Genomic DNA, 25,410 nt, shown 5'->3' with positions numbered 1-25,410 from the left:
CCTGAGCCCCGCCCGTATTTATTTTATATTCCGAGATGATAGGTGTCCACGAATGCGCTGACCCTCTGACTGGATTCAGCGATGCGCTTGCCGAGGGAGGCCTTGTACTCTTCCAGGTCGAGCGGCTTGCGGGCCACGCCTTCCTCCATGGCGGCCTTGGCCACGGCCACGGAGACATATTCGATGAGCCGCAGGTCCAAGGCCTTGGGAATGACGTAGTCTCTGCCGAATTCCAGCTTGTCCACGCCGAACGCCTCGCAGACGTATTTCGGAGCCTCGGTCTTGGCCAGGTCGGCCAGGGCCTGGGCAGCAGCCAGCTTCATGCCTTCGGTGATGGCCGTGGCACCGCAGTCCAGCGCTCCGCGGAAGATGAAGGGGAAGCCGAGCACGTTGTTCACCTGGTTGGGGAAGTCGGAGCGGCCGGTGCCCATGATGCAGTCGGGGCGTGCTTCCTTGGCGTCGTCGTAGGTGATCTCCGGATTGGGGTTGGCGCAGGCGAAGATGATCGGGCAGTTGTCGGACATGGACTTGACCATTTCCTTGGAGACAACGCCGGCCTTGGACAGGCCGAGGAAGCAGTCCGCGCCGACCATGGCTTCGGCCAGGGAGCCGTAGGCCTTCTCGGTGGCGTACTGCTGCTTGAACTTGTTCAGGTCGGTGCGGGACTTGTTGATGTGTCCCTTGGAATCGAACATGGCGATGTTTTCGAACTTGACGCCCATGTTGCGATACAGGTTGGTGCAGGCGATGGCGGCCGCGCCCGCGCCGGAGATGACCACGCGCATTTCCGCCGGGTCCTTGCCGGAGATTTCGAGGGCGTTCATCATGCCGGCGGCGGTAACGATGGCCGTACCGTGCTGATCGTCATGGAAGACCGGGATGTTCATTTCCTTTTTCAGCTTCTCTTCGATGTAGAAGCATTCGGGAGCCTTGATGTCTTCGAGGTTGATGCCGCCGAAGGTGGGCTCCAGGGCCTTGACCACGTCGCAGAGCTTGTCGGGGTCGGTCACGTCGAGGTTGATGTCGTAGACGTCCACATCGCCGAAGACCTTGAACAGAACGCCCTTGCCCTCCATGACAGGCTTGCCCGCCAGGGGACCGATGTTGCCCAGGCCGAGCACGGCGGTGCCGTTGGAGACCACTGCGATCAGGTTGCCGCGGCCGGTGTACTCGTAGGCCAGTTCGGGATCGGCATGGATGGCCATGCACGCTTCGGCGACGCCGGGGCTGTAGGCCATGGACAGGTGCTTCTGGTTTTTGCACGGCTTGACCGGGACGACCTCGACCTTTCCCTTCCTGCCGATGGAATGGTAGTCCAGGGCTTCCTGTTTGGTGAATAATGCCATTTCAGTCTCCTTATGGTGGTTTGCGTTATTCGATGCCCGCGGCCTTGCGGTCGGGCACGGCGTACAATTCGCCGCCGTGGGAATCGTTGATGACGAGCAGGGGGAAGTCCTCGACCTTCATTTCGCGAATGGCCTCGGGGCCGAGTTCGTCGAAGGCTATGACGTTGGACTCCACGATGGAGTTGGACAGCAGTGCGCCTGCCCCGCCGGTGGCTCCGAAGTAGACGGCGGTGTAGTCCTGCATGGCCTGGCGGGTGGCCGCGTCGCGTTTGCCCTTGCCGATGGTGGCCTTGAGCCCCAGGGAGTAGAGGCGCGGGGCGTAGGAATCCATGCGGTAGCTGGTGGTCGGGCCGGCAGCGCCGATGGGGCGGCCCGGAGGCGCCGGGGAGGGGCCGACGTAGTAGATGGCCGCGCCTTCGAGCTTGAAGGGCAGTTCCTTGCCCGCGTCGAGCAGGTCCACGAGCTTCTTGTGGGCCGCGTCGCGCGCGGAGTAGATGGTCCCGGTCAGGAAGACCACGTCGCCCGCCTTGAGTTGGGCGATGTCTTCATCGGTCAGCGGGGTGTTCAGCTTGTATTCAGCCATTAGAGTTCGACCTCCTCATGCCGCTGGGAGTGGCACTGCACGTTGACCGCCAGGGGCAGGCTCGCCAGGTGGCACGGTTCCATGGTGATCTTGACGCCGAGCACGGTGGTCTTTCCGCCCAGTCCCATGGGGCCGATGCCGAGCGCGTTGATGGCGTCAACGAGTTCCTTTTCCTTGGCCGCGATGTCCGGATCGGGATGGGTGTCGTCCAGCTTGCGCAGGAGTCCGCGCTTGGCGATCTTGGCGGCGTGTTCGAAGGTCCCGCCGATGCCCACTCCGATGACCGTGGGCGGGCAGGGGTTGGGACCGGCCTCGGCCACGCGGTTGACAACGAACTTCTTGATGCCTTCCCAACCCTGGGCCGGGGCGAGCATGGTCACGCGGGACATGTTCTCGGCTCCGCCGCCCTTGGCCATGAAGGATATCTTGAGCTTGTCGCCGGGCACGAAGTCGAAGTGGATGATGGCCGGGGTGCCGTCGCCGGTGTTGGCGCGGGAGAGCGGGTCGCAGGCGGACTTGCGCAGGAAGCCGTCCTTGTACCCCCTGCGGGTGCCTTCGTTGATGGCTTCACGCAGGTTGCCGCCCTCGATGCGCACGTCGTCGCCCACTTCCACGAAGAAGACGGCGAGGCCGGTGTCCTGACACAGGGGCAGTTTGGTGTTGTGGGCCAGGTCCGCGTTTTCCAGGAGCTGGCGAAGCACTTCCTTGGCGGAAGGGCTGGTTTCCTCTGCCATGGCCTTTTCGAGCTTGCTGCGCACGTCGGCGGGCAGCTCGGTGTTGGCGCTGACGCACATCTTGGCGACGGCGTCGATGATTTCGCTGGTCTGAATGGTACGCATGTTACTTCTTCCTGAATATCTGCTTCATTGCGGTGATGCCCATCTTGCGGCGCAGGAAGCCGAGCTGGTTCTGCAGGGGCAACCCCTTGGGACAGACGTCCTCGCAGGCCAGGAGGCCCATGCAGCCGAAGATGCCGTTGTCGTTGCCGATAACCTCGAAGTACTGTTCGTCCGTGCGTTCGTCGCGGGGGTCCACCACGAAGCGGGCGATGCGGTTCAGAGCCGCGGCCCCCATGAAGTCGTCGCGCAGGCGGGCGGTTCCGCAGGCCGCGATGCAGCAGCCGCACTCGATGCACCGTTCGAGCTCGTAAATCTGCTCGGCCACCGAGTTGTCCATGCGTTCCTCTTCCTTGGCGGGGTCGAAGACCTTTTTGGTGTGCACCCAGGATTCGGTCTTGGCGTACATGTCGCGGAACCAGACGCCGGTGTCGACGGACAGGTCGCCCACGAGCTTGAAGACCGGCAGGGGGTGCAGGATGATGTGTCCGGGCTGGTCCTTGGTCTTGGTCTGGCAGGCCAGGCCGGGGCGACCGTTGATGACCATGGCGCAGGCGCCGCAGATGCCCGCCCGGCAACAGAAGTCGAAGATCAGGCTAGGGTCCTGCTCCTCGCGCAGCCGGTTCAGGGCGATGAACAGGGTCATGTTCGGCGTTTCGTCCAGGATGTACTCCTGCATGTGCGGAACATCGCCCTTCTTCTCGGGATTATACCGGAATATTTCGAATTTAAGTTGTCTACCCATGATGTATTCCTTTCTTGAACCGAGTTACTTCTTCTTGCCGATTTCGGTGACGGGGCTCTTGACGGTGCGCTCCTTCACATACTTTTCGTCAGCCGGAATGATCTTGCCGCCGCCGTAGCCGCGGTCGCCCGGAGGCAGCTCGAACAACGGGGTGGTGTCCTCGTACTTGAGCTCGGGCATGTCCGCGCCTTCGGGCCAGTAGGCCAGGGTGCGGTTGAGCCATTCGGCGTCGTTGCGTTCGGGGAAGTCTTCGCGGTTGTGGGAGCCGCGGGATTCGGTGCGCATCAGGGCCGCCTGGGCGATGCACATGGCCAGCCGGACCTGTCCCTCGAGCTTGAGGGCGGCGGCCAGCTCATGGTTCGCGCCCGCGCCGTCGGAGACCAGGCCGACCTTGCGGGCCTTTTCCATGGTTCCCTGGAGGGTGGCGACGCATTCTTCGAGGCCTTCCTTGTTGCGGAAGACGAAGCAGCCCTTCATGAGCGCTTCCTGCATCTCGTTGCGCACCTGGTAGAGGTTCAGCTTGCCGTTGCGGCCGTGGATGACGTCGTGGATGCGCTCTTCCTGGCGCTTGACCTCGGCGTTGATGATCTTGGTATCGAAGGTGGTTTCGTAACCCTTCAGGAATTCAACGATCTTGGCGCCGATGATGCCGCCGGCGACCACGGTTTCGGCCAGGGAGTTGCCGCCCAGGCGGTTGAAGCCGTGCATGTCCCAGCAGGCCGCTTCGCCCGCGGAGTACAGGCCCTTGAGGCCGTAGACCGCGCCGTCCTTGTTGGTCCGGATACCGGCCATGGTGTAGTGCTGGGTCGGGCGTACGGGGATGAGTTCCACGCGCGGGTCCACGCCCAGGAAGTGGTGGCAGATTTCGTCGACTTCGCGGAGCTTGGTGGAGATGTGCTTGTCGCCCAAGTGACGGATGTCGAGCCAGAGATGCTCGCCGTAGGGGGACTTCACGCCCTTGCCTGCGCGCATGTGCTCGGTCATCCGGCGGGAAACGACGTCGCGGGAGGCCAGCTCGGCCTTTTCCGGCTCGTAGATGTGCATGAACCGCTCTTCGTTGACGTCGAGCAGGGTTCCGCCGTCGCCGCGGCAGCCCTCGGTGACGAGGATGTCGGTGGGCACGATGCCGGTGGGGTGGAACTGGATGGATTCCGGGTTGCCGATGGGCACCAGGCCGGTTTCGTGGGCGATGGTGTGGCCGCCGCCGTCGCAGATGACCGCGTTGGTGGTGGCCTTGTAGATGCGGCCGAAACCGCCGGTGCAGATGGCGGTCGCCTTGGCCAGGAAGACTTCCAGTTGGCCGGTGCGCAGGCAGCGGACCACCGCGCCCATGCACTTGTCGCCGTCATGGATGAGGGAGATGGCTTCCTTCTTGTCGAAGACGTCGATGCCGAGCTCGGCGCAGCGGTTGTCCATGGTGCACATGACCGCGTGGCCGGTGCCGTCCGAGGTGTAGCAGGTGCGCCACTTGGCGGTGCCGCCGAAGGAACGGGCGGTGATCAGGCCTTCGTTTTCTTCCTTTTCGTACTTTTCGAACTTCTCGCCGCCCTTGAAGTAGAAGGACTGGCCGGGAACGACGCGGTTCCAGGGCACGCCCCAGTGAGCCAGGCGGCGCATCTCGATGGGCGCGGCGTCGGCGAAGAGGCGGGCGACTTCCTGGTCGCAGCCCCAGTCGGAACCCTTGACTGTGTCGATGAAGTGGACGTCCGTGTTGTCGCCTTCGCCCTTGGCACAGTTGCCGAGAGCGGCCTGCATACCGCCCTGGGCGGCGGAGGAGTGGGAGCGTCGGGCGGGCACGATGGACAGGCAGGTGGCCTTGAAACCGTTCTGGGCGGCCTCGCAGGCCACACGCTCGCCGGACAGGCCCGCGCCGATGACGAGGAGGTCGGAATAATATGTCTGCATGGAGTTCACCTCACTAGCCTAACGTTACGAAGCGGATGAGGGTGATGACGCCGATGACCATGAAGATGGTGAACAGGGTCGTCTCGAAGCGCTTGAAGCCCTTCCGCTGATCGGATTTCACGAAACCCCACTTCACGGCGATGCGGTAGAAGCCGACGCTGACGTGAAGCTCCACGCTGGGAAGGAGGATCATGTAGAAGAGGAACCACCAGAAATGCTGCATCCGCGCGGCGGACTTGGCGGCGGTGATGGGCAGGTCGTTGAGCACGACCCACATGTGGATGGCGCCCAGGATCAGGATGATCATGGCGGTAGCGGCCTGGACGACCCACAGCCACGTGTCGCGATGCTTGAGCATCTTCGCGTGCGCCCAGATGGTGCCCTGTCCCTCGGCGCGGAAGGGAATCTTGCGCGCGGCCAGGGCGAAGTGGACCAGGAAGGTCAGGAAGATAAGCGGGCCGCCGACCTGGGCCATGTAGGTGGCTTCGAAGAAGCCCGCGATGGCGTTCATGACGCTCGGCGATATGACCACCGAGGACACGAGCAGCATGTGACACCACATGAACAGGATCAGGCTCGCTCCCGTCAGCATCTGCAGCCAGTCAAGGGCGGCATCGGTGAGGGACACGCCTGGGACGGATGTCGTAAAGGTTTTCATCATTCTTCACCTGTTGTTCTGGATTGATACGAAATGGAATGAACCCCTGCCTTTCGAACCGCCTTGCTCCGTTTTCGGGCCGTGTCCGCATCCGTGTCCGGATGCTTTCGACTTTCCGTGGGGCGATGCGGTTGCTGAGATCCTCTTGGGAACCTCCTCTTACATCGGATATGGATCGCAACGATTTCGGAAGAGCAACAGGTATGCCAGAAGACCACGGTGTAAAAACCGTGTAATTCAAAGGCTATAAAAGGGTGTGAGGAATGGAATGAGCGGATTCTTGCCGATCAGGGGGGATGCGATCGGCAAGAATCCGCCGAGAATTATTCGGACCGTTTCAGTCCGTATTTGGTCATCTTTTCGTTGAGGGTGCGGCGGGGAATGCCGAGGTCGTCGATGACGTCCTTGATGACGCCGCCGTTGCGGTTCAGGGACTCCTGGATGAGGTGGCGTTCGAACAGGGATACCTGTTCGCGGAGGCTGACGGCCTGGGATGCGCTGTCACCCGTCTTGGCCGATATGATCTTGGCGATCCGTTCCTTGGCCGGGAGCGGGGAGAGGATGTAGCGTTCGGCCACGCTCTTGAGTTCGCGGACGTTGCCGGGCCAGTCGTGGCTCATCATCAGGGGAAGCCCGTCGGGCTCCAGCGGCGCGGCCGCCATACCGTAGGTGTCGGCCATTCGTTCCAGGAAAAAGGAGAAGAGCAGGGGGATGTCGTCCATGCGCTCGCGCAGGGGCGGGACGTTCACTTCCACGGTGTTGATGCGGAAGTAGAGGTCCTCGCGCAGCCGCCCTTCATCGATGGCCGTGCGCGGGTTTTCGTTCATGGCGGAAATCAGCCGAAAGTTCACGGCGCGGGGCGAATTGGCTCCCAGCGGAGTGATTTCGCGCATTTCCAGGGCACGCAACAGCTTGCCCTGCACGTCGAGCGGCATGGAATTGAGCTCGTCGAGGAACAGGGTCCCGCCGTTGGCCGCTTCGAGTTTGCCAATGCGTTTGCCCTGCGCCCCGGTGAATGCGCCGCTGACGTGGCCGAACAGTTCGCTCTCGGCCATGTCGACCGGGATGGTCGCGCAGTTGAGGGCCATGTAAGGCCCCTTGTTGAGCAGGGAGAGATTGTGGATGGCCCTGGCGATGACCTCCTTGCCCGTGCCGGTCTCGCCGAAGATCAGCACGTTGGCCCTGGTGGGGGCGATGTGGGTGATCTCCTTCTTGAGCTCGCGCATGGGCTGGCTGGTGCCGACCAGCCGGGAATCGATGCCCTCGCATTCGGACAACGCCATCTTGAGCTGGCGGTTTTCGATGACGAGGCGGCGTTTTTCCAGGGCTCGCTTGATGGTCTCCACGATCTGTTCGGGTTCGAAGGGCTTTTCCACGAAGTCGTAGGCCCCGCCCCGGATGGCCTCCACGGCCATGGCGATGTCACCGTGCCCGGTGAAGAGGACCACGGGGATGTGTTCGTCGATGGCCGCGATTTCCTTCTGGAAGGCGAGCCCGTCCAGGCCGGGCATCTTGACGTCGGTGAGGACGATGCCCGCGTAGTCGGGCGTGATGTTCCTGAGGGCCACGCGCGCGTCGGCGTAGTCCGCCACTTCGAAGTCGGACAGTTCCAACCATTGCCGGGCCGAGTCGCGAACCGACTGTTCGTCATCTACCAATATGATTTTTCTCATGATCTGTTGTCATCCTGTTGCGGCTTGGACAAGGGCAGGTGAACATAGAATTCGGCTCCGCACGGTTCGCGGTTGGCCACCCTGAAGTCTCCCTTCATTTCCTTGACGATCTTGTAGGAGATGGACAGGCCCAGCCCCACGCCGATGCCTTCCTTCTTGGTGGTCACGAACGGCTCGAATATCTTCTTGCCGACTTCCTTGGCGATGCCGGGACCGTTGTCCCAGACATGAATGGTGGCCTTGTCCCCTTCCACGCTCAGTCGAACGCCGATGAGCGGGGAGGGGGTTTCCTGCAACGCGTCCAGCCCGTTCCGGAAAAGATTGATGAGGACCTGCTCCATGCGCATCCTGTCGCCCCGGACGAGGACCGGCTGGCCGGGCATGGAGAGCTTGAGGTCGCAGTTTTCGACCAGGAACTGGTGCTTCATCAGGTTGAGCGCCTCCTTGATGGCTTGGCGGAGGTCGAACTCGATGTTCTTGTCCGTGGTCCGCCTGGCGAAGGACTTGAGCTGGCCGGTGACTTTGGCCATGCGGTCGCCCAGCTCCGAGACCTTGATGAGGGTGGGGTCGAGGTCCTCCAGCTTGTTGCGCCTGAGCATCAGCCTGCAACTCGCGATGTAGGTCTTGGTGGCCGCGATGGGCTGGTTGAGCTCATGGGCGATGGCCGTGGCCATCTCGCCGAGAGCGGCCAGCTTGCCCGCCTGCACCAGCTCTTCCTGGGCCGCGCGCAGTTCATGCTCGGTGCGTTTGCGCTCCTCCACCTCCTGGGCCAGCTTGCGGTTGATGTCCCGGATGTGGTTGGCCTCGACGGCCTGTTGCCGGGATATCTGCCGCTGCCTGCGTTCCCTGAGGAACAGGCGGGTCAGCACGGCCAGGCCTAGGACGACGAACGTGGTCAGCGAGACGCCGAGCGTCCTCTCCCAGAGCGGCCCCTGGGGCGTGAGATAGCTGATTCTCCAGTCCGTTCCCGGGATGCCCCGGGTGTTCAGCAGGAACCGTTCCGCGCCGATGGTCGCTTCCCGGACAAAGCCGAAACGGGTCCGGGAACGCCAGGGCAGGTGTTGGAGCTGGTATTTGGGGTAGTGTTCGCGGGCGTGGATCTCCCGGATCATGCCCGCGTCGAGCGGCGTCAGGGTCATGTATTTCCAGCTGGGGCGGCTGGTCAGGACGATGACCCCGTTGGAGTCGGTCACGAGCAGGGTCTCGCCGCCCTCCTTCCAGAGATGCTCCAGAGGGGAGAGGGCGATCTTGGCGACGGCCACGCCGATGACCTTGTCCTGGTCCTTGATGGGGTGGGAAATGTAGATGCCGGGTTCGCCCCGGGTAATGCCCACGCCGAAGAAGGTCCCCTGGCGCCCGGCCATGGCGTCCTTGAAGTAGGGCCGGAAGCCGAGGTCCAGGCCGATGAAGGCGTTGGGGCGGTCCCAGTTGCTGGCCGCCCTGACGATGCCGTCGGTGCCGATGATGTAGACCACGGACGATTCGGCGATGGTGTTCACCCGCTTGAGGAAACGGTTGATGGGCACGCCTTCGCCGCCTCGGTTCAGGAAATTGGTGACCATCCCGTTTTCCGAGATGAGGTAGGGCAGGTACTCGTATTTGCGCAGCTCGGAATCGAGCGTCATTTCGTACAGGGTCAGCCGTTCTTCCGAGACCTGTTCCAGGTCCTGGAGGTAGTCGTACTGCACCAGCAGGCCGACGATGAACGGCAGGCCGATGAGCAGGAAGATGCCCAGGACCACCGTCGGTGAGTTGAATCGCGTCTCGTTGAAACCTTTCATGCCTTGCCTGTCCCTGTGCCCGCCGCGAAGGGGGATGCTGCTGTTTCAGACGATATGACAGCAATAGGCGGAAATCCGCCTATCGGGCAAGGGGAAAAGCGGAGGACCGTTGCAATAAATACTGGCAACTTATCTGAATAATGTACTATTTTTCTGATGGGGCATAACGTCATGCCTTGAGAGTAGCAAATAGGATACCGATATGCCGCGGCCGCGCGTTTATTGCGGGAAATTGTCGGTGTAGGACACGGTTCCGTCGGGCAGGAACCAGATGCACGCGCTCTCGGGAGAGTATCGCTTGAGGAAGGCCGTGCCCTTTGCCGGTCCCATGATGAACAGGGTTGTGGCCAGGGCGTCGGCCAGTTCGGCCGTGTCGGCGACGACCGTCACGCCGATGGATTCGTGGGCCGAGTCCATGGTCGAGGGGTCGATGATGTGGTGGTGCCTGATGGGGCCGCCTTTTTTGTCCGGGGTGACGAATTGCTGGTAGTCGCCCGAGCCGCACACCCCCTTGTCGCGGATGGGGATGGTCTGGAACACGGCGGAGTTGCGCGGGTGGCGGATGCCCACGTTCCAGTCGCGGTCTCCGAAGCAGCGGAAGTCTCCCCCGGCCTCGACGATGCCCGACGGTACGCCGTGTTTTTTGAGCAGGGCCACCGCCGCGTCCACAATGGACCCCTTGGCGATGCCGCCGAGGTCCAGGGCCATGCCTTTCTTCTTGAGCCGCACGCGGTCGCCCGCCGGGTCCATCAGGACCATGCGGTAGTCCACCAGCCCGGACTTGGCCCGGGCCACGGATTCGTCCATGGCGTAGTAGAAGGGCGAGGTTGTCAGGGCGCCGACGGTCGGATCGAAGACCCCGTCCGTGGCCGCGCTGAATTTGAGGGCGCGGTCGAGCAGAGCGAAGGCCCTCGGCGTGGTCTTTATCCAGGTACTCCCGGCCGCCCGGTTGATCCGTCCGATGGAGCCGCTCGGGTTGCGGTGGTCGTAGTCCTGTTGCAGAGCCCGCATGGCGGTCATGGTCCGGCGGGCGGCGAGTGAGGCCGATTTGCGGCTCGGGGCTTCGATCGTCAGTTTGACCACGGTGCCCATGGCCACGTCCGTGAAACGGTAGACGTCCTCGTCCCGGTCGTCGGGATGGAGGTCCGGGGAGAATGCCGGGAAGAGGAGCAGTCCGAGCAATGCCGCCGTGAGCCCCGTGGCGGTCCAGGTCATGCCCCGGCCCCAATGGAACTGGTCGCGGAAGACGTAGGACAGCAGTGGCAGACAGGCCAGCGCGCCGATGACCGCCGCCGCCTTGAGGCCCGGAGCCGGGGAGTGCAGGGTGTGGACCGCGAATCCGCCCAGCAGCGGGCCGAGGAGAAAGCCCAGCCCCGAGGCGAGGTTGGCCGCGCCGAAAACCGCTCCCTGGCGGCGGCTCAGGGTGGAGGCGAAGAACATGGACGCCGGGATGGACAGGGCCGCGCCGAGCCCGAGGATCACGCCGAAGGTGATGAACTGCCAAAGCTCCCGGCACCCGCCGAGGGCGTACAGTCCGCCCGCGCTGAGGAACATGCCCAGGACCACGCGGTCCATGTCGGGACTCTTGTTGGTGAAGCGGCCGGTGAGCAGCAGCCCGAGGAAGGTTGCCAGCCCCGGCGCGGCGAAGGTGGCGGCGATGACGGGCCCGTGCCGTCCGAGAACGTCGGCCAGGACGATGGGATAGAAGGCCGTGGCCAGGCCGATGCCCAGGCTGCGGCCGCCGATGGCCAGGAGCAGGGCCGCGCCTTTTCCCCGGTGGCGCGGCGGCGCGGGCCGGGCCGGTTCGGCCGGATGCGGGGCGAAGTTGGTGGCCGCATTCTCCGGCATGAGCAGGAAGGTAGCGACCAGGGCCAGGCCGAGGCAGATGGACAGGCCGATGAGGACGGGGCCCATGACCCCGGTGGTGTAGAGCAGGCTGCCGAGGATCGGCCCCGCAAAGGAGGCGGCGTTGAAGAGGGCCGCATTGGCCGCGAAACGGCGGGACAGGGTCGGGCCAGAGGCCGAACCGCCGAGGGCCGCCAGTCCCACGGGGCGGATCAGGCCGGAGACCAGGCCCATGGCGGCCTGGATGATGTACAGGGAGGTCAGGCCGGGAGCCGTGAAATAGGTCAGGGGTATGAGGCACCCGGCGGCTGTGGCCAGGACCAGGACCGGTTTGGGGCCGAATTTGTCGGAGGCCATGCCCGCCAGGGGCGAGGCCAGAAGCTTGGCCAGGTAGTACGCGGCGAACGCCGTGCCGAGCCATGCCCCGCTGACCCGTTCGTCCAGGCTGAGAAGCGGGATGGTGAAGGCGAACAGCCCCACGCCCAGGGTGGTGAAGAGTCCGCCGGTCAGGACGGCGGCGAAGGTGCGGTTGTTGCCGTTCGGTTGCATGTCGGTGTCGGGTGCCGGTTAAACGGCGGTTTGCGGCTGCCGGGACGGTCCACGTAGTGAGCCAGTCTGAACGGAATCGCCGGAGTTGTCCACCCTCGGCCGGGCGGGGCCGGGTCAGTGGACGAACTGCTCGTTGAAGATGCGCTCCTCCAGGGAGTGGTCGGGGGCGAAAAGAATGCGCGCCGGGCGGGTGTGGTCCTCATGGACCAGAATGTGGGCCACGTCGCGTATTTCGAGGAAGTCCGCGGTGGCGCTCACCGGCCGCCTGTCGGGGGTGAGGATTTCGAACTCCACGTCCGCGGTGTTGGGCAGCAGGGCGCCGTTCCAGCGGCGGGGCCTGAAGGGGCAGATCGGCGTCAGGGCCAGGACGTTGGAGCCGAGGGGAATGATCGGGCCGTGGGCGGACAGGTTGTAGGCCGTGCTGCCCGCCGGGGTGGCGAGCATGATGCCGTCGCAGACCAGGTTGTCGAGCCGTTCCCGACCGTTGATGAACAACCGGATGTGGGCGGACTGCTGGGAGATGCGCAGCATGGCCACCTCGTTGTAGGCCAGGGCGGAAATACGTTCTCCTTTGACGTTCGTGGCGGTCATTGCCAACGGGCTCAATAGATGTTCCTGGGCCGCGTTGATCCGTTCAAGGAGGTTGTCCGGCGCGAACTGGTTGAGCAGGAAGCCGATGGTCCCGCAGTTCATGCCGTAGATGGGCAGGTCGAGGTCCATGAATTCATGCATGGCCCTGAGCATGAAGCCGTCGCCTCCGAGCGTCACCAGGGCGTCGGCCTCCTCCACCGGGACCAACGGGTAGCGGTCTTTCAGAATGGCGAATCGTTCCCGTGCGGTGGGCGTTTCCGAGGCGACGCAGGCGATACGGCGAATGGCGGCTTCCATGTGGTGTCCCCTTTTTGCACTGGTTCTTTGTGGGACCCACTACAATGCATGGGCGGTCCAGTAAAGGGGGGCGGGCGGCCTTTTCTTACCGGCGGACATGGGAACGCCGCACGGCGCGGGTTGCGTCGTGCGGCGTAAAGATTCGGAAAATCAGCTAGATGGATTCGTCTCGATTGCAGTCCTTGGAATAGATGTATTCCATGCGGTCGAGGCCGATGCCGTAGCATGCCTGCTTGCAGAAGGGGGCGATCCAGATGAAGTCGCCGGACTCCACCGGCAGCCATTTTTCATCCAGCAGGTAAAGTCCCTCGCCGCGATAAATATACATGCCGTGCTCCTGCACGTGGGTTTCCACGAAGGGGTGGCAGCCGCCGGGCAGGAAGGCCAGGGTGTGGAAGTTCATGTCGAAGGCCTGATCCGTGGGCAGCAGATCGCGCACGAAGACGTTGTCCATGGAGTCGTAGCGCAGTTCCGCGATGTCGCGGATGGAGCCGGTGACCATCCACGGTTCCCTTGCGGCCCGGTCGGGGTGGGGGATGAAACGCTGCTTGTAGAGAAGGACGGTGACAGGCGCGTCTCCGGCCGACGCGAAGCTTACGCCCTTGCCCGGAGGCGCGTAGATGTAGCCGCCCGCAGTCAGGTTTTTGGTTTGGCCGTCCACTTCGACCGCAAGCGTCCCCTCGCCGTCCATGACGAAGAGGAACGCCTCGACGCCTTCGGCCTGTCCGTATGGCATGGTCGTCCGCCCTGCGGTGGATACCGTGCCGACGAGCTGCACGAAGTTGGCTCCGAGCTTGGGCGATGCCAGTATGGACAGGGCGCAGCCTTCGATGCCCGGGATCACGTTGATGACCCGGCCCTCGGTGGTGATGACCGCGTACTTGCCGGGTTCGTACGTGGAGCGGTTTTTCAGGAAGCCTTCGGGATACGGCATGGTTGTCCTGGTCGTTTTCGGCCTGCTCGGGGTTGCCGGGCCATCGGGGGAGGTCGTTTCCCGAAGGGCCGGAAGCGGCGGAAACGCCGCACGGATCGACGGTCTCGATATCCGTTTTTTCTTGTCATGTCGAATCGATATGGCGCTGCCGGTAAGAGCGCGGGCGAGCGCGTTGCATACCGCCGGGAAATAATCTACTGAAACAGGAGGTGATGGTAAAAAAATATAGCCCATACCAGCGAGGTGTCTAGTTTCATGAAGGATATTCAGAAGTTTATTGCCGGGTTCCGAAATTTCCGAAACGAGTTCTTCTGTCGGGAGGACGCCCCGTTCGGGCTTCTCTGCAAAGGCCAGAATCCCACGGCTTTGGTCATCGCGTGCAGCGATTCGCGCACCGATCCGTCGTTCATCATGCAGTGTGAGCCGGGTGATATTTTCGTGATCCGGAACGTGGCCAACATCGTGCCTCCCTATGAGTGCGACACGGGCTTCCACGGCGTGTCCTCGGCCATCGAGTATGCGGTCAAGGTCCTCAAGGTGAACGACATCATCGTGCTGGGCCACAGCCTGTGCGGCGGCATCGACGCCCTGATGCGCGACGACGCGGTCCGGCATACCGAGTTCCTGAACAAGTGGCTGACGGTCATGGCCCCGGTGCGTGAAGAGGTCATGGAGCATTTCGGCGAGGTGAACAAGAAGTCCTGCACCGCCTGCGAGATGGCGGGCACCCTGCGTTCCGTCCAGAACCTGATGACGTTCCCCTGGATCAAGAAGCGGATGGACGAGGGCAATCTCTTTCTGCACGGCTGGTACTTCGAGATGGAGTCGGGCCAGTTGTTGAGCTACATGCCCACGACCAAGACCTTCGAGCCCCTGACCGTATCCGGCGTCCTTTCGAGAAAGGAAGACGCGGCGGAATAGAACCGGGACGATCCCTTGCCTTCGGCGTAATGCCCCGGTTTCCGATCGGAACCGGGGACTTCTTTTTTGCCCTATGTGAAAAAATCGGTACACGGTTGTTTGGGTGGGAGCATTTGTGGTATGCTGTCCTTCCGGAGTCTTCCGGTTTTATTTCATACCAAGGAGATAGAAAATGCTCATCACCCCATACGACGCCATTCACCGGGAATTACTCGCGTTCCTGCCTAAGGACCGTGTCTACACGGACCCTTTGCGCACCCTGGCATACGGCACGGACGCCAGTTTTTACCGGCTTATTCCGAAGATAGTGGTCGACACGGACAGTGAGGATGAGGTCATCCGCATCCTGGCCGTGGTGAACAGGCACAACGTGTCCGTGACTTTCCGAGCGGCGGGCACCAGCCTGTCGGGGCAGGCCATCAGCGATTCGGTGCTGGTCCGTCTCGGCGACGGCTGGCGTCATTTTCGCATCTTCGACGATGCGCAAAAGATCGAGCTGGAGCCGGGCATCATCGGCAGCCAGGCAAACAAGTACCTGGCCCCGCACGGCAAGAAGATCGGACCGGACCCGGCTTCCATCGACACCTGCAAAATCGGCGGCATCGTGGCCAACAACGCTTCGGGCATGTGTTGCGGCGTGGCCGAGAACTCCTACAAGACCTTGCATTCCATGCGTCTGGTCCTGATGGACGGCACGCCCCTGGACACCGGAGATCAGGCCAGCCGCGACGCCTTCGCCCGCACTCACGGGCATATTCTCGACAAGCTGTCCGACATGCGCGCCCGGGTGTTGGAGAACAAGACCCTGGCAGACCGCATCCGCCGCAAGTTCAAGATCAAGAACACCACGGGCTACAGCCTCAACGCCATCGTGGATTTCGAGGACCCGTTCGAGATTCTCCAACATCTTCTGGTGGGCAGCGAAGGGACCCTCGCCTTCATCTCCAAGGTCGTCTACAACACCGTGGTCGAGCACCCGCACAAGGCGTCGGCCCTGATGCGTTTCCCGGACATCCGCTCGGCCTGCCAGGCCGCCACCGCCCTGCGCGGAGGAGCCGTGTCCGCCGCCGAGATCATGGACCGCGCGGCCATCGCCTCGGTCCAGGACAAGCCCGGAATGCCCGAGGGGTTGGATACCCTTGGTCCCGACGCCGCCGCGCTCCTGGTCGAGGTCCGCGCCGGTTCCGCCGGGGAGCTGGAGGAGAAGATCGCCAGGGTCAAGGAGATCATCAAGGACATCGAGCCTGTTGAGCCGCACCTGTTCACCGACGTGCCCGCCGAGTTCGGCAAGCTGTGGAACGTGCGCAAGGGGCTGTTCCCGGCCGTGGGCGCGGTGCGCGAGGCCGGGACCACGGTCATCATCGAGGACGTGGCCTTCCCCATAGAATCGCTGGCCGACGGCGCGCTCGATCTCCAGGAGCTCTTCCGCAAGCACGGCTACGACAAGGCGATCATCTTCGGGCACGCCCTGGAGGGCAACCTGCACTTCGTCTTCACCCAGGACTTCAACGCCCAGGCCGAGATCGACCGCTACGAGGCGTTCATGAACGACGTCACCGACATGGTGGCCAACAAGTACAACGGATCCCTCAAGGCCGAGCACGGCACAGGGCGGAACATGGCCCACTTCGTGGAGCTGGAATGGGGCCGGGACGCCTTCGCTCTCATGCGCGAGATCAAGGAGCTTTTCGATCCCAGGGGGCTGCTCAATCCCGGCGTCATCATCAACGACGACCCCCGGGCGCATCTCAAGGACCTCAAGCCGCTGCCCGTGGCCGACGGGCTTATCGACAAGTGCATCGAGTGCGGTTTCTGCGAGCCCACCTGTCCGTCGCGTTCCCTGACGCTGACTCCGCGCCAGCGCATCGTGGCCTACCGCGAGATAGCGCGTCAGGAGGAAAGCGGCGAAGCCGCAGACACCCGCAAGGCGTTCCACGACAACTACGATTACGACGGCGAGGCCACTTGCGCCGCCGACGGCCTGTGCGCCCTGCGTTGTCCCGTGTCCATCGACACAGGCAAGTTCATCAAGCAATATCGCGCATGGGGACATGGACGCTGGCAGAACGCCGCGGCCTCCTTTGCCGCCGGCAACACAGGCCTGACCGTGCACGCCGTGTCCGGCGCGTTGCGCGTGGCCGGGGCCGCCCAGGACGTGCTGGGCGACAAGGCCATGGACGCGGTCGCCTCCGGCCTGCACAAGTATTCCGGCAAGCGCATCCCCCGTTGGAACACTTCCATGCCCCGCGCCGCATCCCCGGCCCGTCTTACGGCTCCCGCGACCGGCAATCGCGTGGTCTACTTCCCGAGCTGCGTGGCCCGGCACATGGGGGCGGAAAAGCACGACCCGGACAAGACCGCCATCCGCGACCGCACCCTGAGCCTTCTCGCCAAGGCTGGGTATGAGGTCGTCTACCCGGCGGGCATGACCAAGCTGTGCTGCGGCCAGCCCTGGGAATCAAAGGGTTTCGTGGAGCAGGCCGACGCCAAGCTCCGCGAGTTGGAATGCGCCCTGCGCGCGGCCAGCAACGGGGGCGAACTGCCCATTCTCTGCGACACCAGCCCATGCCTCTATCGCATGAAGGAGCACATCAAGGAGCTCAAGCTCTTTGAGCCGGTGGAGTTCGCCGCGCGTTTCCTCGCCGACAAGCTGGAGTTCACTCCGGTGAACCGCAAGGTGGCCCTGCATATCACCTGCACCTCGCGCAAGATGGGGCTGGCCGAGGAGATGGAGGCCCTGGCCCGCCGGTGCGCCCGCGAAGTGGTCGTGCCCGACGAGGTCTTCTGCTGCGGCTTCGCCGGAGACCGGGGCTTCAACTATCCGGAACTGAACAAGGCGGGCCTCAAGGAGCTGCGCAGGCAGCTCGACGGATGCACCATCGGCTATTCCACGTCCCGCACCTGCGAGATCGGCTTGTCCCTGCACGGCGAGGTGCCGTACAAGAACATTCTTTTCCTGCTCGACGAGGCCAGTTGGCCCAAGGCGTAGGAATCATTTCACGTTAATTCCGAAAGGGGAGCGGGGGGAAACCTTCGCTCCCCTTTCCTTTTTTTGCGGCGGAAGGCGTCTCGCGGCGGGAAGGCGATTCCGTTGCGGAACCGTAACTTCCCGGAACGGCTGCATTCCCCGGGGCGGCTGAAGCGGGGGCTACGATGTTTTTCGGGGTAAATAATAATAGTAAATTGTTTTACATGGCTTAGCGAAAGTAATATGTAAAATGTTTTGTCGTTGACACTATCTATTTCGTTTAATAAATTGTGCATTAATGGGACACCCTAATTAACCCATAAGAATATATGCAAAATAGATAGGGTTCTATAAATGGTGGTTTGATAATGGTTACGAATAAGGCGCTGAGCGCAAACTTGTAATCGGGCCTGTCGGCGGCATCGACTCCGCTGGAAATGATGCCGTTGGCTGCGCCGCGTATTCTACTGAGGAGAGTAGCATATGACACAAAAGAAAAAGAGCACTGTTGCTTTCAGTCCCGAGCGGCGAAGCATCCTAAAGCTCGGCGCGCTATCCTGCGCGGCCGGAGCTGCCGGGGGATCGCTGCTGGGTCTGAATCATCTGTTCCAGCCTTCGGAAGCCGCGGCGTTCGATATACCGACGCTTCCCGACGATCCCTTCATCTATACGACATGTGTAAACAACTGCGGCAGCACATGCGTATTGAAGGCATTTGTTCGGAACGACAAGGTCATTCGCGTCGAGACCGACGACAGCGTGCAGGACGATTGGGAGAACGGAGTTTTCCAGGTGCGCGCCTGTCCGCGTGGACGTTCCATGCGGCGGCACATGTATTCGCCCGACCGGTTGAAGACGCCGCTCAAGCGGATCGGCAAGCGCGGCGAAGGGAAATTCGAGCCCGTTTCCTGGGACGAGGCCCTGGATATCGTGGCCGCGAGCTTGAAACACTGCATCAAGGATTACGGCAACGCGTCCATTTACAGCCATTACGCCAGCGGCGTCATCACCGGGCCTATGACCCGGCGGGAGAACTTCTGGCGGCTGATGAACTGTCTCGGCGGCTTCTCCCTGGGCTATTCCGATTACAGTTCCGCCCAGAACCAGGCTGCGTTGCGCTACCTCTACGGCAAGGCCGGATATTCCGGCAACGCCATTTCGGACATCGTCCACACCAAGCTGGCCGTGTTCTTCGGCGCGAACCTGAGCGAGACCCGGTCCAGCGGCGGCGGCTTGCAGTACGAGATTCTTGAGGCCAAGAAAAAGGGCAACACCAAGATCATCATCATCGACCCCCGCTACACCGACACCTGCGTGACCGTGGCCGACGAATGGATTCCCATTCGTCCCGGCACCGACGCCGCGTTGGCTTCGGCCCTGGCCTACGTGCTGATTACGGAGGGGATGATCGACCGGGAGTACCTGAATACCCATTGCGTGGGCTTCGACGCCTCGACGCTTCCCGAGGATGCGCCCGAGCATTCCTCCTATTCCGACTACATCCTGGGCACCGGGTTCGATATGGTTGCCAAAACCCCGGAATGGGCGGCCGCCATCTCCGGCGTTCCCGCCGCCAGGATATACAAGCTGGCCCGCGAGATCGGCCAGATCAAGCCGTGCTACATCATGCAGGGCTGGGGCATTCAGCGCCAGGCCGCCGGCGAGATGAACGTCATGGCCGTGGCCGCTCTGGCCAACCTGACCGGCAACGTCGGCATTCGGGGCGGCAACAACGGCGACCTGGACGCCTACCATCAGAGCAAGACTCCGCGCCTGCCCATAGGCGACAACGGCGTCAAGACCCGCTTCCCGGTCTTCATGTGGCTCAAGGCCGTGGAGCACGGCAAGGACATGACCGCGGACCAGGACGGTATCATCGGCGGCGACCGGTATCCCGCCGACATCAAGTTCATATGGAACTATGCGGGCAACACCATCATCAACCAGCACTCCGAGATCGCCGAAACCGAGCGCGTGCTCTCCGACGAAACCAAGTGCGAGATGATCGTGGTCATGGACACCCACATGACCGCGACGGCCAAATGGGCCGATATCGTCCTGCCGAGCTGCATGTATCCGGAGCAGACGGACATCGTGGGGCCGAGCTACGCCATGAACACTGACTGGGCGTTGCTCACCGAGGCGGTCAAGCCGTTCTTCGAGTCCCGCCCCGTCTATGACGTCTGCGCGGACCTGGCCCGTCGGCTGGGCGTGGAGAAGGAATTCACCGAAGGCCGCGACCGGGAGGCATGGATCGACTATCTCTACCAGACCGGCACCCGCAAGACCTTCCCCGAAATGCCCGCGACCGTGGCCGAAGCGCGCAAGGCGGGCGTGCATCAGCGCGCCAAGGGAAGGGACTTCCCCGTTCCCTTCGCCGATTTCCGGCAGGACCCGGTGGCGCATCCCCTGAAGACCCCGTCGGGCAAGGTGGAGCTGTACTCCGCCGCGCTGCGCACCCTTTCGCAAAAGCGGAAGGTCGACAGCTCCGTGCTGGGCGACGTTATTCCGTTCGTGCCGCAGTATGTGGCGACCTGGGACGGCTGCGAAGACATGAAGACCAAGGAAAAGTACCCGCTTCAGCTCATCGGTTTCCACTACAAGGGGCGGACGCACTCCCACTACGCCAACGTTGACTGGCTGCTGGAAGTGTTGCCGCAGACCATGTGGATCAACCCCATCGACGCCGAACGGCGGGGCATCAGGCACAACGATCTTGTCCGGGTGTTCAACGACCGGGGCGAGGTGCGCATCAGGGCCAAGGTGACCCCGCGCATCATTCCCGGCGTCGTCGCCATGGGACAGGGCGCCTGGTACAAGCCGCTCTCCGCGGACAGCAAGGTGGACGTTGGAGGATGTATCAACACCCTGACCAAGTACAGGCCTACAGCCATCGGCAAGGCCAATCCCCAGCACACCAACCTTGTCCAGGTGGACCGGATATAAGGAGGCGACCGTGATGAATCTGAATCAGGAACTCGCGTTCGTATTTGACGCTTCCCGGTGCAACGGCTGCAAGGCGTGCATGATCGCCTGCAAGGACAAACACGATCTGCCTGTCGGCGTATCGTGGCGGAAGGTGCTCGAATGCGCATCCGGGGATTGGACGGAGGAGCCGGACGGCTCGTACACGCAAAACGTGCTCGCCTATTACGTCTCCGTATCGTGCAACCATTGCGAAAATCCCGTCTGCGTAACGGTCTGCCCCACGGGCGCCATGCAGGTCGTGGAAAACGGCATCGTGGCCATCGACCCGGACCGCTGCATCGCTTGCGGCAACTGCCAGTGGAACTGTCCCTACTCGGCCCCGGTCCTGGACCGCGTGAAAAAGCATATGACCAAGTGCGACATGTGCCGGGACTTCCTGGCCAAGGGCAAGCTTCCCGCCTGTGTGGCGGCGTGCCCCAGCCGCGCCTTGGACGTCGCTCCGCGCAAGGAGGCCGCCGCACGGCTCGGACGGGCCGACGTCGCTCCGCTGCCTTCAGCCAAACTCACTGAACCCAACCTGTGCCTGATAAAGCACCGCGACAGTCTGTCGGTGCGCAAGTCGGCCTCCGTGTTGGCCAACAGAGAGGAGTTCTAGCCATGACATACGAATATCCTCTTGTCTTCTTCACCGTGTTCGGACAGCTCTCCGCCGGTATCGCGCTCCTCGTCTGGCTGACGGGGCTGCAAAAACATCAGGCCGAAGAGCGGATGGCCTGGATCGTCGCGCTGGCGGCTCTCGTCGTATCCGGCGCGAGCGCCGTGCTGCATCTGCAATCCTACCTGCCGGCGGCCTTCGCCCTTTCGAACGTGGGGTCCTCGTGGCTTTCGCGTGAGATACTCATGGGCGCGGTCTTCTTCGTCCTGATCGGGCTGCGCTTCTTCAACGTGCTCTCGGCCAGGTTCAATTGGCTGGTGGGCCTTGGCGGCGTGGCCTTCGTCCTGGTCATGAGCCAGATCTACGTCCAGAACGCGTCCGTGCCGCTTTGGAATTCCTGGGGAACGGCCCTGGCCTTCCTGGGAACCATGCTCCTGCTGGGCGGAAGCGCGGCCCTGGCCCTGGCTCCCGAAGGATGGGAACGGCCCGCCATTGCCGCCAGCGTGAGCGCGGCGTTGGTGGGAGGGCTGCTCGCCCTGTCTCTGCCCGCCTTCTGGCTGGGGGGCATGTTGGCTCCGCTCAATCCCGCGCTACTGGGCGTTTTCGCCTCGGCGGCCATTTGCGTCACGCTGACGCAGGCGGCCTGCTACGCGGCGGGCGGCGTCCTGACTGCTTATGGCGTTCCCGGCAGGCGTGGTTTCGTCCGGATCGGTTTCGTTGTCGTGCTCGTCGGAGCGGTGGTCGGCCGTATGCTCTTCTATGCGGCCAACATCGGGATGTTGAGCTAGAATGTCGAACGTCTGCCGTTTCAACGGCGGCGCAAGGAGTATGAAACACATGCCGTCAGTTGAACGACATGCAGGCCGAACGTCCGCCGCGGGCGCGGCCGGAACGACGGTGCTGGGGTCCTTTCTCCGGTTCGTCGGCGTGGCCTGCAACGGATTCAATATCATCGCCGGTGAGTCCGGCAGGCCCGTCCTGGTTCAGGCGTCCGGTCTGTCGGACTCCTGGCGGGTCTTCTTCGAAGACGCAGGACTCGACGCCCCGATAGAGGCGTTGGGGGATGACATCCGTATCCTGCTGGTGGATGAAGCCGAGCTCGCGAGAACCCTTGGCGAGTTCAATGCCCTGTTCCGCGTCCCCGAGCTTCCCGTGCCCCTGTGGGAATCCGTGTGGCTTTCCAGTGAGAAGATTCTTTTCACCGAGGAGAGTTTCGCGGTCCGCGACTGGTACGCCCGCTTTCAGTGGGAGATCAACAAGGTCGGGTACGAGGCCGAGGACCATATAGGCTTTGAGGCGGCCTTCTGCGGCTGGCTGTTCGACGCCGCCGTGAAGGGCCAAGAGGGCGGGCCGGACGCCCGTCCGCAACCAACCCAGTCGGACGTGCGTGCGTTCCTGGAGGAGCACTTCACCCGATGGGCTCCGGAGTGCTTCCGGCAGCTCGCCGATGCGGCGGGCACGCCTTTCTGGAAGCATCTGCTGTCCTCGGCTTCCCTGCTGTCCGGGGCGTTGGCGGAAGACTCCTGACGGTTTTGCCGGAGTTGCCGCGATCCCCGTTTCGCATCGAGGCCGCATGACGGCTTTGGCCGGGACGGTATGAAAACGTATAAACCAAAAGGCCCCGTGCGCAGCGCATGGGGCCTTTTCCGTTTCTCTATTTGACCTTGACGGCTTCGAGGTCCACGGCGATCTGGACGGTATTGCCGACCATGAAGCCGCCTCCGTCGAGCGGGGCGTTCCAGTCCACCCCGTAGTCCCGGCGGTCGATGGAGAACTCCGCGGCCGCGCCTCTCCTGGTGTTGCCCCAGGGATCGGCGCGCGGCGTGTCGAGGCCGGTGACGACCAGCTTCACTTCTCGGGACGCACCCTTGATGGTCAGGATGCCGGATACCGCGTAGCCGTTGTCGGCGGGGTAAATCCGGGTGCTCTTGAAGGTCATGACCGGATGGATTTCCGCGGCGAAGAAGTCGCTGCTCTTGAGGTGCGCGTCGCGGGCCTCGACGCCCGTGTCGATGCTGTTCACATCGATGGAGATGTCGAAGGCTTTCGGCTTGTCCGCGTCGAACTCGATGGTTCCGGTGACTGCCGGGAACATGCCGCGCACCTGGGCGATGGTCAGGTGGCGGATGGAGAAGTGGGCCGCGGAGTGGTCCGGGTCCACCTTCCATGTCTCGGCCCCGGCCGTTGCGGCCAGGCAGAGGACCAGCAGCATTGCCGCCGGTATGCGGAACAAGGTGAATGATAATTTCCGTTTCATGGCAAGTATCCTCGCGGTTTCGTTTCCGTTTCGATCGTATCCGCCGCACCTGGGCCGATGCCGGGCGCGGCGGTTTTCTCGTCCGGCCGTCAGGAGAACTGCGGCGGTTTGAGCTGGGATTTCTTCCCCTTGGCGCAGAACCGGTAGGTCAGGAACGCACCCAGGACGGCGCCTACGAACAGCGTGCCGAGAAGGAGCAGGATGCGCGAGGCGGTAAAGGTGAGCCAGAGGAACGAGACCTGGGTTTGTTCGGTGTTCTGGAGCAGAAAGAGGACCCACAACGCGATCAGCGTGATGATGGCTCCCAGGCGGATTTTCCGCCAGGTGATCGTTGGGGTTTGCTTTTGACTTGCATTCATTGGGGTATTGCCGTTGTCCATGAGGGGCCTCCTTTTCGTGGAATCAGATCCATTTGCGTTTTTTGAAGTAGATGAGCAAGCCTCCGGCCACGGCGGCCATACCGCCGAGGAGGATGAAGTAGCCGTAATGGTACTTCAGTTCGGGCATGAATTCGAAGTTCATGCCGTACAGGCTTGCCATGAAAGAGAGCGGGATGAAGATGGTGGCGAAGATCGTCAGGAATTTCATCACGTCGTTAAGACGGTTGGCCACGGCCATGTTGTAGCTGTTCTGGTGGTCGTTGAGCATTTCGCGGTATGTCTCCACGGCCTCGGAGACCTGTTCGGCCATGTCGTTCAGGTCGCGCAGATACGGGAGCATGTCTTCGTCCAGGAGAGGGCTGTCGGCCCTGGCCAGCTTGAGCGCGATCTCCCGGATCGGGCGCACGGCCTTGCGTGCGAAGGCCATCTCGCGGCGGCAGATGTTGATCTCTTCGAGCAGCTCGGGCGAGGGCGCGTCGAGAATCTCCTCGTCGAAAGCTTCGATGCGTTCGCCCATGATCTCGATGACCTTGAGGTAGTTTTCGAACACGCAGTCGAGCAGGGCGTAGAGCAGGTAGCCCGGACCGCGCTGCCGGAGTTTGCCGGAGTGTCTGCGAAGGCGTTCGCGAACAGGCTCGAACACGAGGCCAGGCCGTTCCTGGAACGTGACCAGGCAGCGGCCCGTGAGCGCGCAGGAGAACTGCTCGGAGACGATCCGGTCATGGTCCTCGCTCAGGGAGAGCATCCGGAGCGTGATGAAGACCATGTCCGGGTACTCCTCCATCTTGGGCCGATGTCCGGTATCGACGATGTCCTCCAGGAGAAGCGGGGGAATGGAGTAGGCCGCGCCCACGCGGCGTATGATTTCGGGCACGTGCAGGCCGTCCACGTTGAGCCAGGTGACGCCGGGGCCGTCCGGGCAGGGAGCCAGGCCGTCCGAATCCCCGAGGCATTCGTCGCGCAGGCTGTCCCCGTCGTATTCAATGATTCGCAACCTGGGGGCGTCGGTTTTTTGCAGGCCGACGAAAATGAGCGATCCCGGTGGCTTGCCAGCCGTCTTGTCGTCTCGTTTCAGAAATCTGGCCATGGGCTCCTCGGGGTTTCCCTTCATGCGGGCATGGGACGTGGCGCGCGCCGCCAATGCCGATCATCATTATCATGATATAACGTATCGACGACGGATGAAACCGTTTTTGCGCCGGAAAAAGGCATGGAGGGGAGCGCGGCGCGTATCGAGGCGGGAGCCACGCCGCGCAAAAAATTGTCGAAACCGGGGGAAACGTGTTAGCGTCGGTAGCAGCCATCCTGCGGGGAGCGGCCTTGGGAGGAAGGCGTCACACGGTGGATTCGAACAAAAGGGAGTGGAATATGGGTATTGAAATCGGCGGGTTGCTCGGACTCATCATCCTTGTGTTGGACGTGTGGGCGTTGGTCAAGATTTTTCAGAGCTCGGCGGGCACCGGCTCCAAGGTGCTTTGGATCATCCTGGTGCTGCTGTTCCCCATTTTGGGGTTCCTGTTCTGGTTCCTGATGGGGCCGAAGGGCTGACGCCGGGCTG

General features: G+C 62.7%; 21 protein-coding genes. 7 read left to right on the top strand and 14 right to left on the bottom strand.

Annotated features, from left to right (window positions below):
• Positions 1-23 precede the first annotated feature (23 nt).
• The 11 genes from PSN43_RS14200 to allE form a co-directional block, all read right to left on the bottom strand.
• Positions 24-1,346: a malic enzyme-like NAD(P)-binding protein gene (locus tag PSN43_RS14200; protein ID WP_272701394.1), complete on the bottom strand. Its 1,323-nt coding sequence runs from the start codon at positions 1,344-1,346 to the stop codon at positions 24-26.
• A 25-nt stretch (positions 1,347-1,371) separates the two neighbouring features.
• Complete coding sequence (locus PSN43_RS14195) at positions 1,372-1,929, bottom strand: Fe-S-containing hydro-lyase (RefSeq protein ID WP_272701393.1); 558 nt, start codon at positions 1,927-1,929, stop codon at positions 1,372-1,374.
• Complete coding sequence (locus PSN43_RS14190; protein ID WP_272701392.1) at positions 1,929-2,768, bottom strand: fumarate hydratase; 840 nt, start codon at positions 2,766-2,768, stop codon at positions 1,929-1,931. Before PSN43_RS14190 ends, PSN43_RS14195 begins: the two co-directional genes overlap by 1 nt.
• A 1-nt stretch (position 2,769) precedes the next feature.
• Entirely contained in the window at positions 2,770-3,510 is a 741-nt protein-coding gene (locus tag PSN43_RS14185) for a fumarate reductase iron-sulfur subunit (RefSeq protein ID WP_272701391.1), read from the bottom strand.
• A gap of 24 nt (positions 3,511-3,534) precedes the next feature.
• A complete protein-coding gene (locus tag PSN43_RS14180; RefSeq protein ID WP_272701390.1) occupies positions 3,535-5,415 on the bottom strand; it encodes a fumarate reductase flavoprotein subunit in 1,881 nt (626 codons plus the stop codon).
• A gap of 13 nt (positions 5,416-5,428) precedes the next feature.
• Complete coding sequence (locus tag PSN43_RS14175; protein ID WP_272701389.1) at positions 5,429-6,073, bottom strand: succinate dehydrogenase/fumarate reductase cytochrome b subunit; 645 nt, start codon at positions 6,071-6,073, stop codon at positions 5,429-5,431.
• A gap of 323 nt (positions 6,074-6,396) precedes the next feature.
• Positions 6,397-7,746 carry a sigma-54-dependent transcriptional regulator gene (locus PSN43_RS14170; RefSeq protein ID WP_272701388.1) on the bottom strand — a complete coding sequence of 450 codons (1,350 nt, stop codon included), beginning with the start codon at positions 7,744-7,746 and terminating at the stop codon, positions 6,397-6,399.
• Entirely contained in the window at positions 7,743-9,527 is a 1,785-nt protein-coding gene (locus tag PSN43_RS14165; protein WP_272701387.1) for a sensor histidine kinase, read from the bottom strand. Before PSN43_RS14165 ends, PSN43_RS14170 begins: the two co-directional genes overlap by 4 nt.
• Before the next feature lie 219 nt (positions 9,528-9,746).
• Positions 9,747-11,921: an MFS transporter gene (locus tag PSN43_RS14160; protein ID WP_272701386.1), complete on the bottom strand. Its 2,175-nt coding sequence runs from the start codon at positions 11,919-11,921 to the stop codon at positions 9,747-9,749.
• 114 nt (positions 11,922-12,035) lie between these two features.
• Complete coding sequence (locus PSN43_RS14155) at positions 12,036-12,809, bottom strand: NAD kinase (protein ID WP_272701385.1); 774 nt, start codon at positions 12,807-12,809, stop codon at positions 12,036-12,038.
• A 154-nt stretch (positions 12,810-12,963) separates the two neighbouring features.
• The gene (gene allE / locus PSN43_RS14150; protein ID WP_272701384.1) at positions 12,964-13,743 is read right to left on the bottom strand and encodes a (S)-ureidoglycine aminohydrolase; all 780 of its coding nucleotides are present in this window, start codon (positions 13,741-13,743) and stop codon (positions 12,964-12,966) included.
• A 255-nt stretch (positions 13,744-13,998) separates the two neighbouring features.
• Here allE and PSN43_RS14145 point away from each other — a divergent pair, with 255 nt between their 5' ends.
• The 6 genes from PSN43_RS14145 to PSN43_RS14120 all read left to right on the top strand — a co-directional run bounded on the left by PSN43_RS14145 (position 13,999) and on the right by PSN43_RS14120 (position 22,742).
• Positions 13,999-14,664: a carbonic anhydrase gene (locus PSN43_RS14145; RefSeq protein WP_272701383.1), complete on the top strand. Its 666-nt coding sequence runs from the start codon at positions 13,999-14,001 to the stop codon at positions 14,662-14,664.
• 172 nt (positions 14,665-14,836) lie between these two features.
• Positions 14,837-17,653: an FAD-binding and (Fe-S)-binding domain-containing protein gene (locus PSN43_RS14140; RefSeq protein ID WP_272701382.1), complete on the top strand. Its 2,817-nt coding sequence runs from the start codon at positions 14,837-14,839 to the stop codon at positions 17,651-17,653.
• A 462-nt stretch (positions 17,654-18,115) separates the two neighbouring features.
• Positions 18,116-20,578, top strand: a complete 2,463-nt coding sequence (locus PSN43_RS14135; RefSeq protein ID WP_272701381.1) for a DMSO/selenate family reductase complex A subunit — start codon at positions 18,116-18,118, stop codon at positions 20,576-20,578.
• Positions 20,579-20,591: 13 nt separating this feature from the next.
• Positions 20,592-21,215: a 4Fe-4S dicluster domain-containing protein gene (locus PSN43_RS14130; protein ID WP_272701469.1), complete on the top strand. Its 624-nt coding sequence runs from the start codon at positions 20,592-20,594 to the stop codon at positions 21,213-21,215.
• 2 nt (positions 21,216-21,217) lie between these two features.
• Positions 21,218-22,003: a dimethyl sulfoxide reductase anchor subunit family protein gene (locus tag PSN43_RS14125; RefSeq protein ID WP_272701380.1), complete on the top strand. Its 786-nt coding sequence runs from the start codon at positions 21,218-21,220 to the stop codon at positions 22,001-22,003.
• Between the two features lie 49 nt (positions 22,004-22,052).
• Entirely contained in the window at positions 22,053-22,742 is a 690-nt protein-coding gene (locus PSN43_RS14120) for a TorD/DmsD family molecular chaperone (RefSeq protein ID WP_272701379.1), read from the top strand.
• Between the two features lie 127 nt (positions 22,743-22,869).
• Here the strand turns inward: PSN43_RS14120 and PSN43_RS14115 are convergent, their stop codons facing one another.
• The 3 genes from PSN43_RS14115 to corA all read right to left on the bottom strand — a co-directional run bounded on the left by PSN43_RS14115 (position 22,870) and on the right by corA (position 24,939).
• Positions 22,870-23,472, bottom strand: a complete 603-nt coding sequence (locus PSN43_RS14115; protein WP_272701378.1) for a YceI family protein — start codon at positions 23,470-23,472, stop codon at positions 22,870-22,872.
• 89 nt (positions 23,473-23,561) lie between these two features.
• Positions 23,562-23,852 (bottom strand): LapA family protein, encoded by a 291-nt coding sequence (locus PSN43_RS14110; protein WP_272701377.1) that lies wholly within the window; start codon positions 23,850-23,852, stop codon positions 23,562-23,564.
• A gap of 22 nt (positions 23,853-23,874) precedes the next feature.
• Complete coding sequence (corA, locus tag PSN43_RS14105; RefSeq protein ID WP_272701376.1) at positions 23,875-24,939, bottom strand: magnesium/cobalt transporter CorA; 1,065 nt, start codon at positions 24,937-24,939, stop codon at positions 23,875-23,877.
• Between the two features lie 281 nt (positions 24,940-25,220).
• Between corA and PSN43_RS14100 the strand changes: the two genes are divergently transcribed.
• Positions 25,221-25,400: a PLD nuclease N-terminal domain-containing protein gene (locus PSN43_RS14100; RefSeq protein ID WP_272701375.1), complete on the top strand. Its 180-nt coding sequence runs from the start codon at positions 25,221-25,223 to the stop codon at positions 25,398-25,400.
• Positions 25,401-25,410 lie beyond the last annotated feature (10 nt).

Source organism: Desulfovibrio sp. Fe33, assembly GCF_028532725.1.
Lineage (GTDB): Bacteria > Desulfobacterota > Desulfovibrionia > Desulfovibrionales > Desulfovibrionaceae > Pseudodesulfovibrio.
The sequence above is the reverse complement of the archived record's forward strand: the minus strand, read 5'-3'. Positions and strand labels throughout refer to the sequence as shown.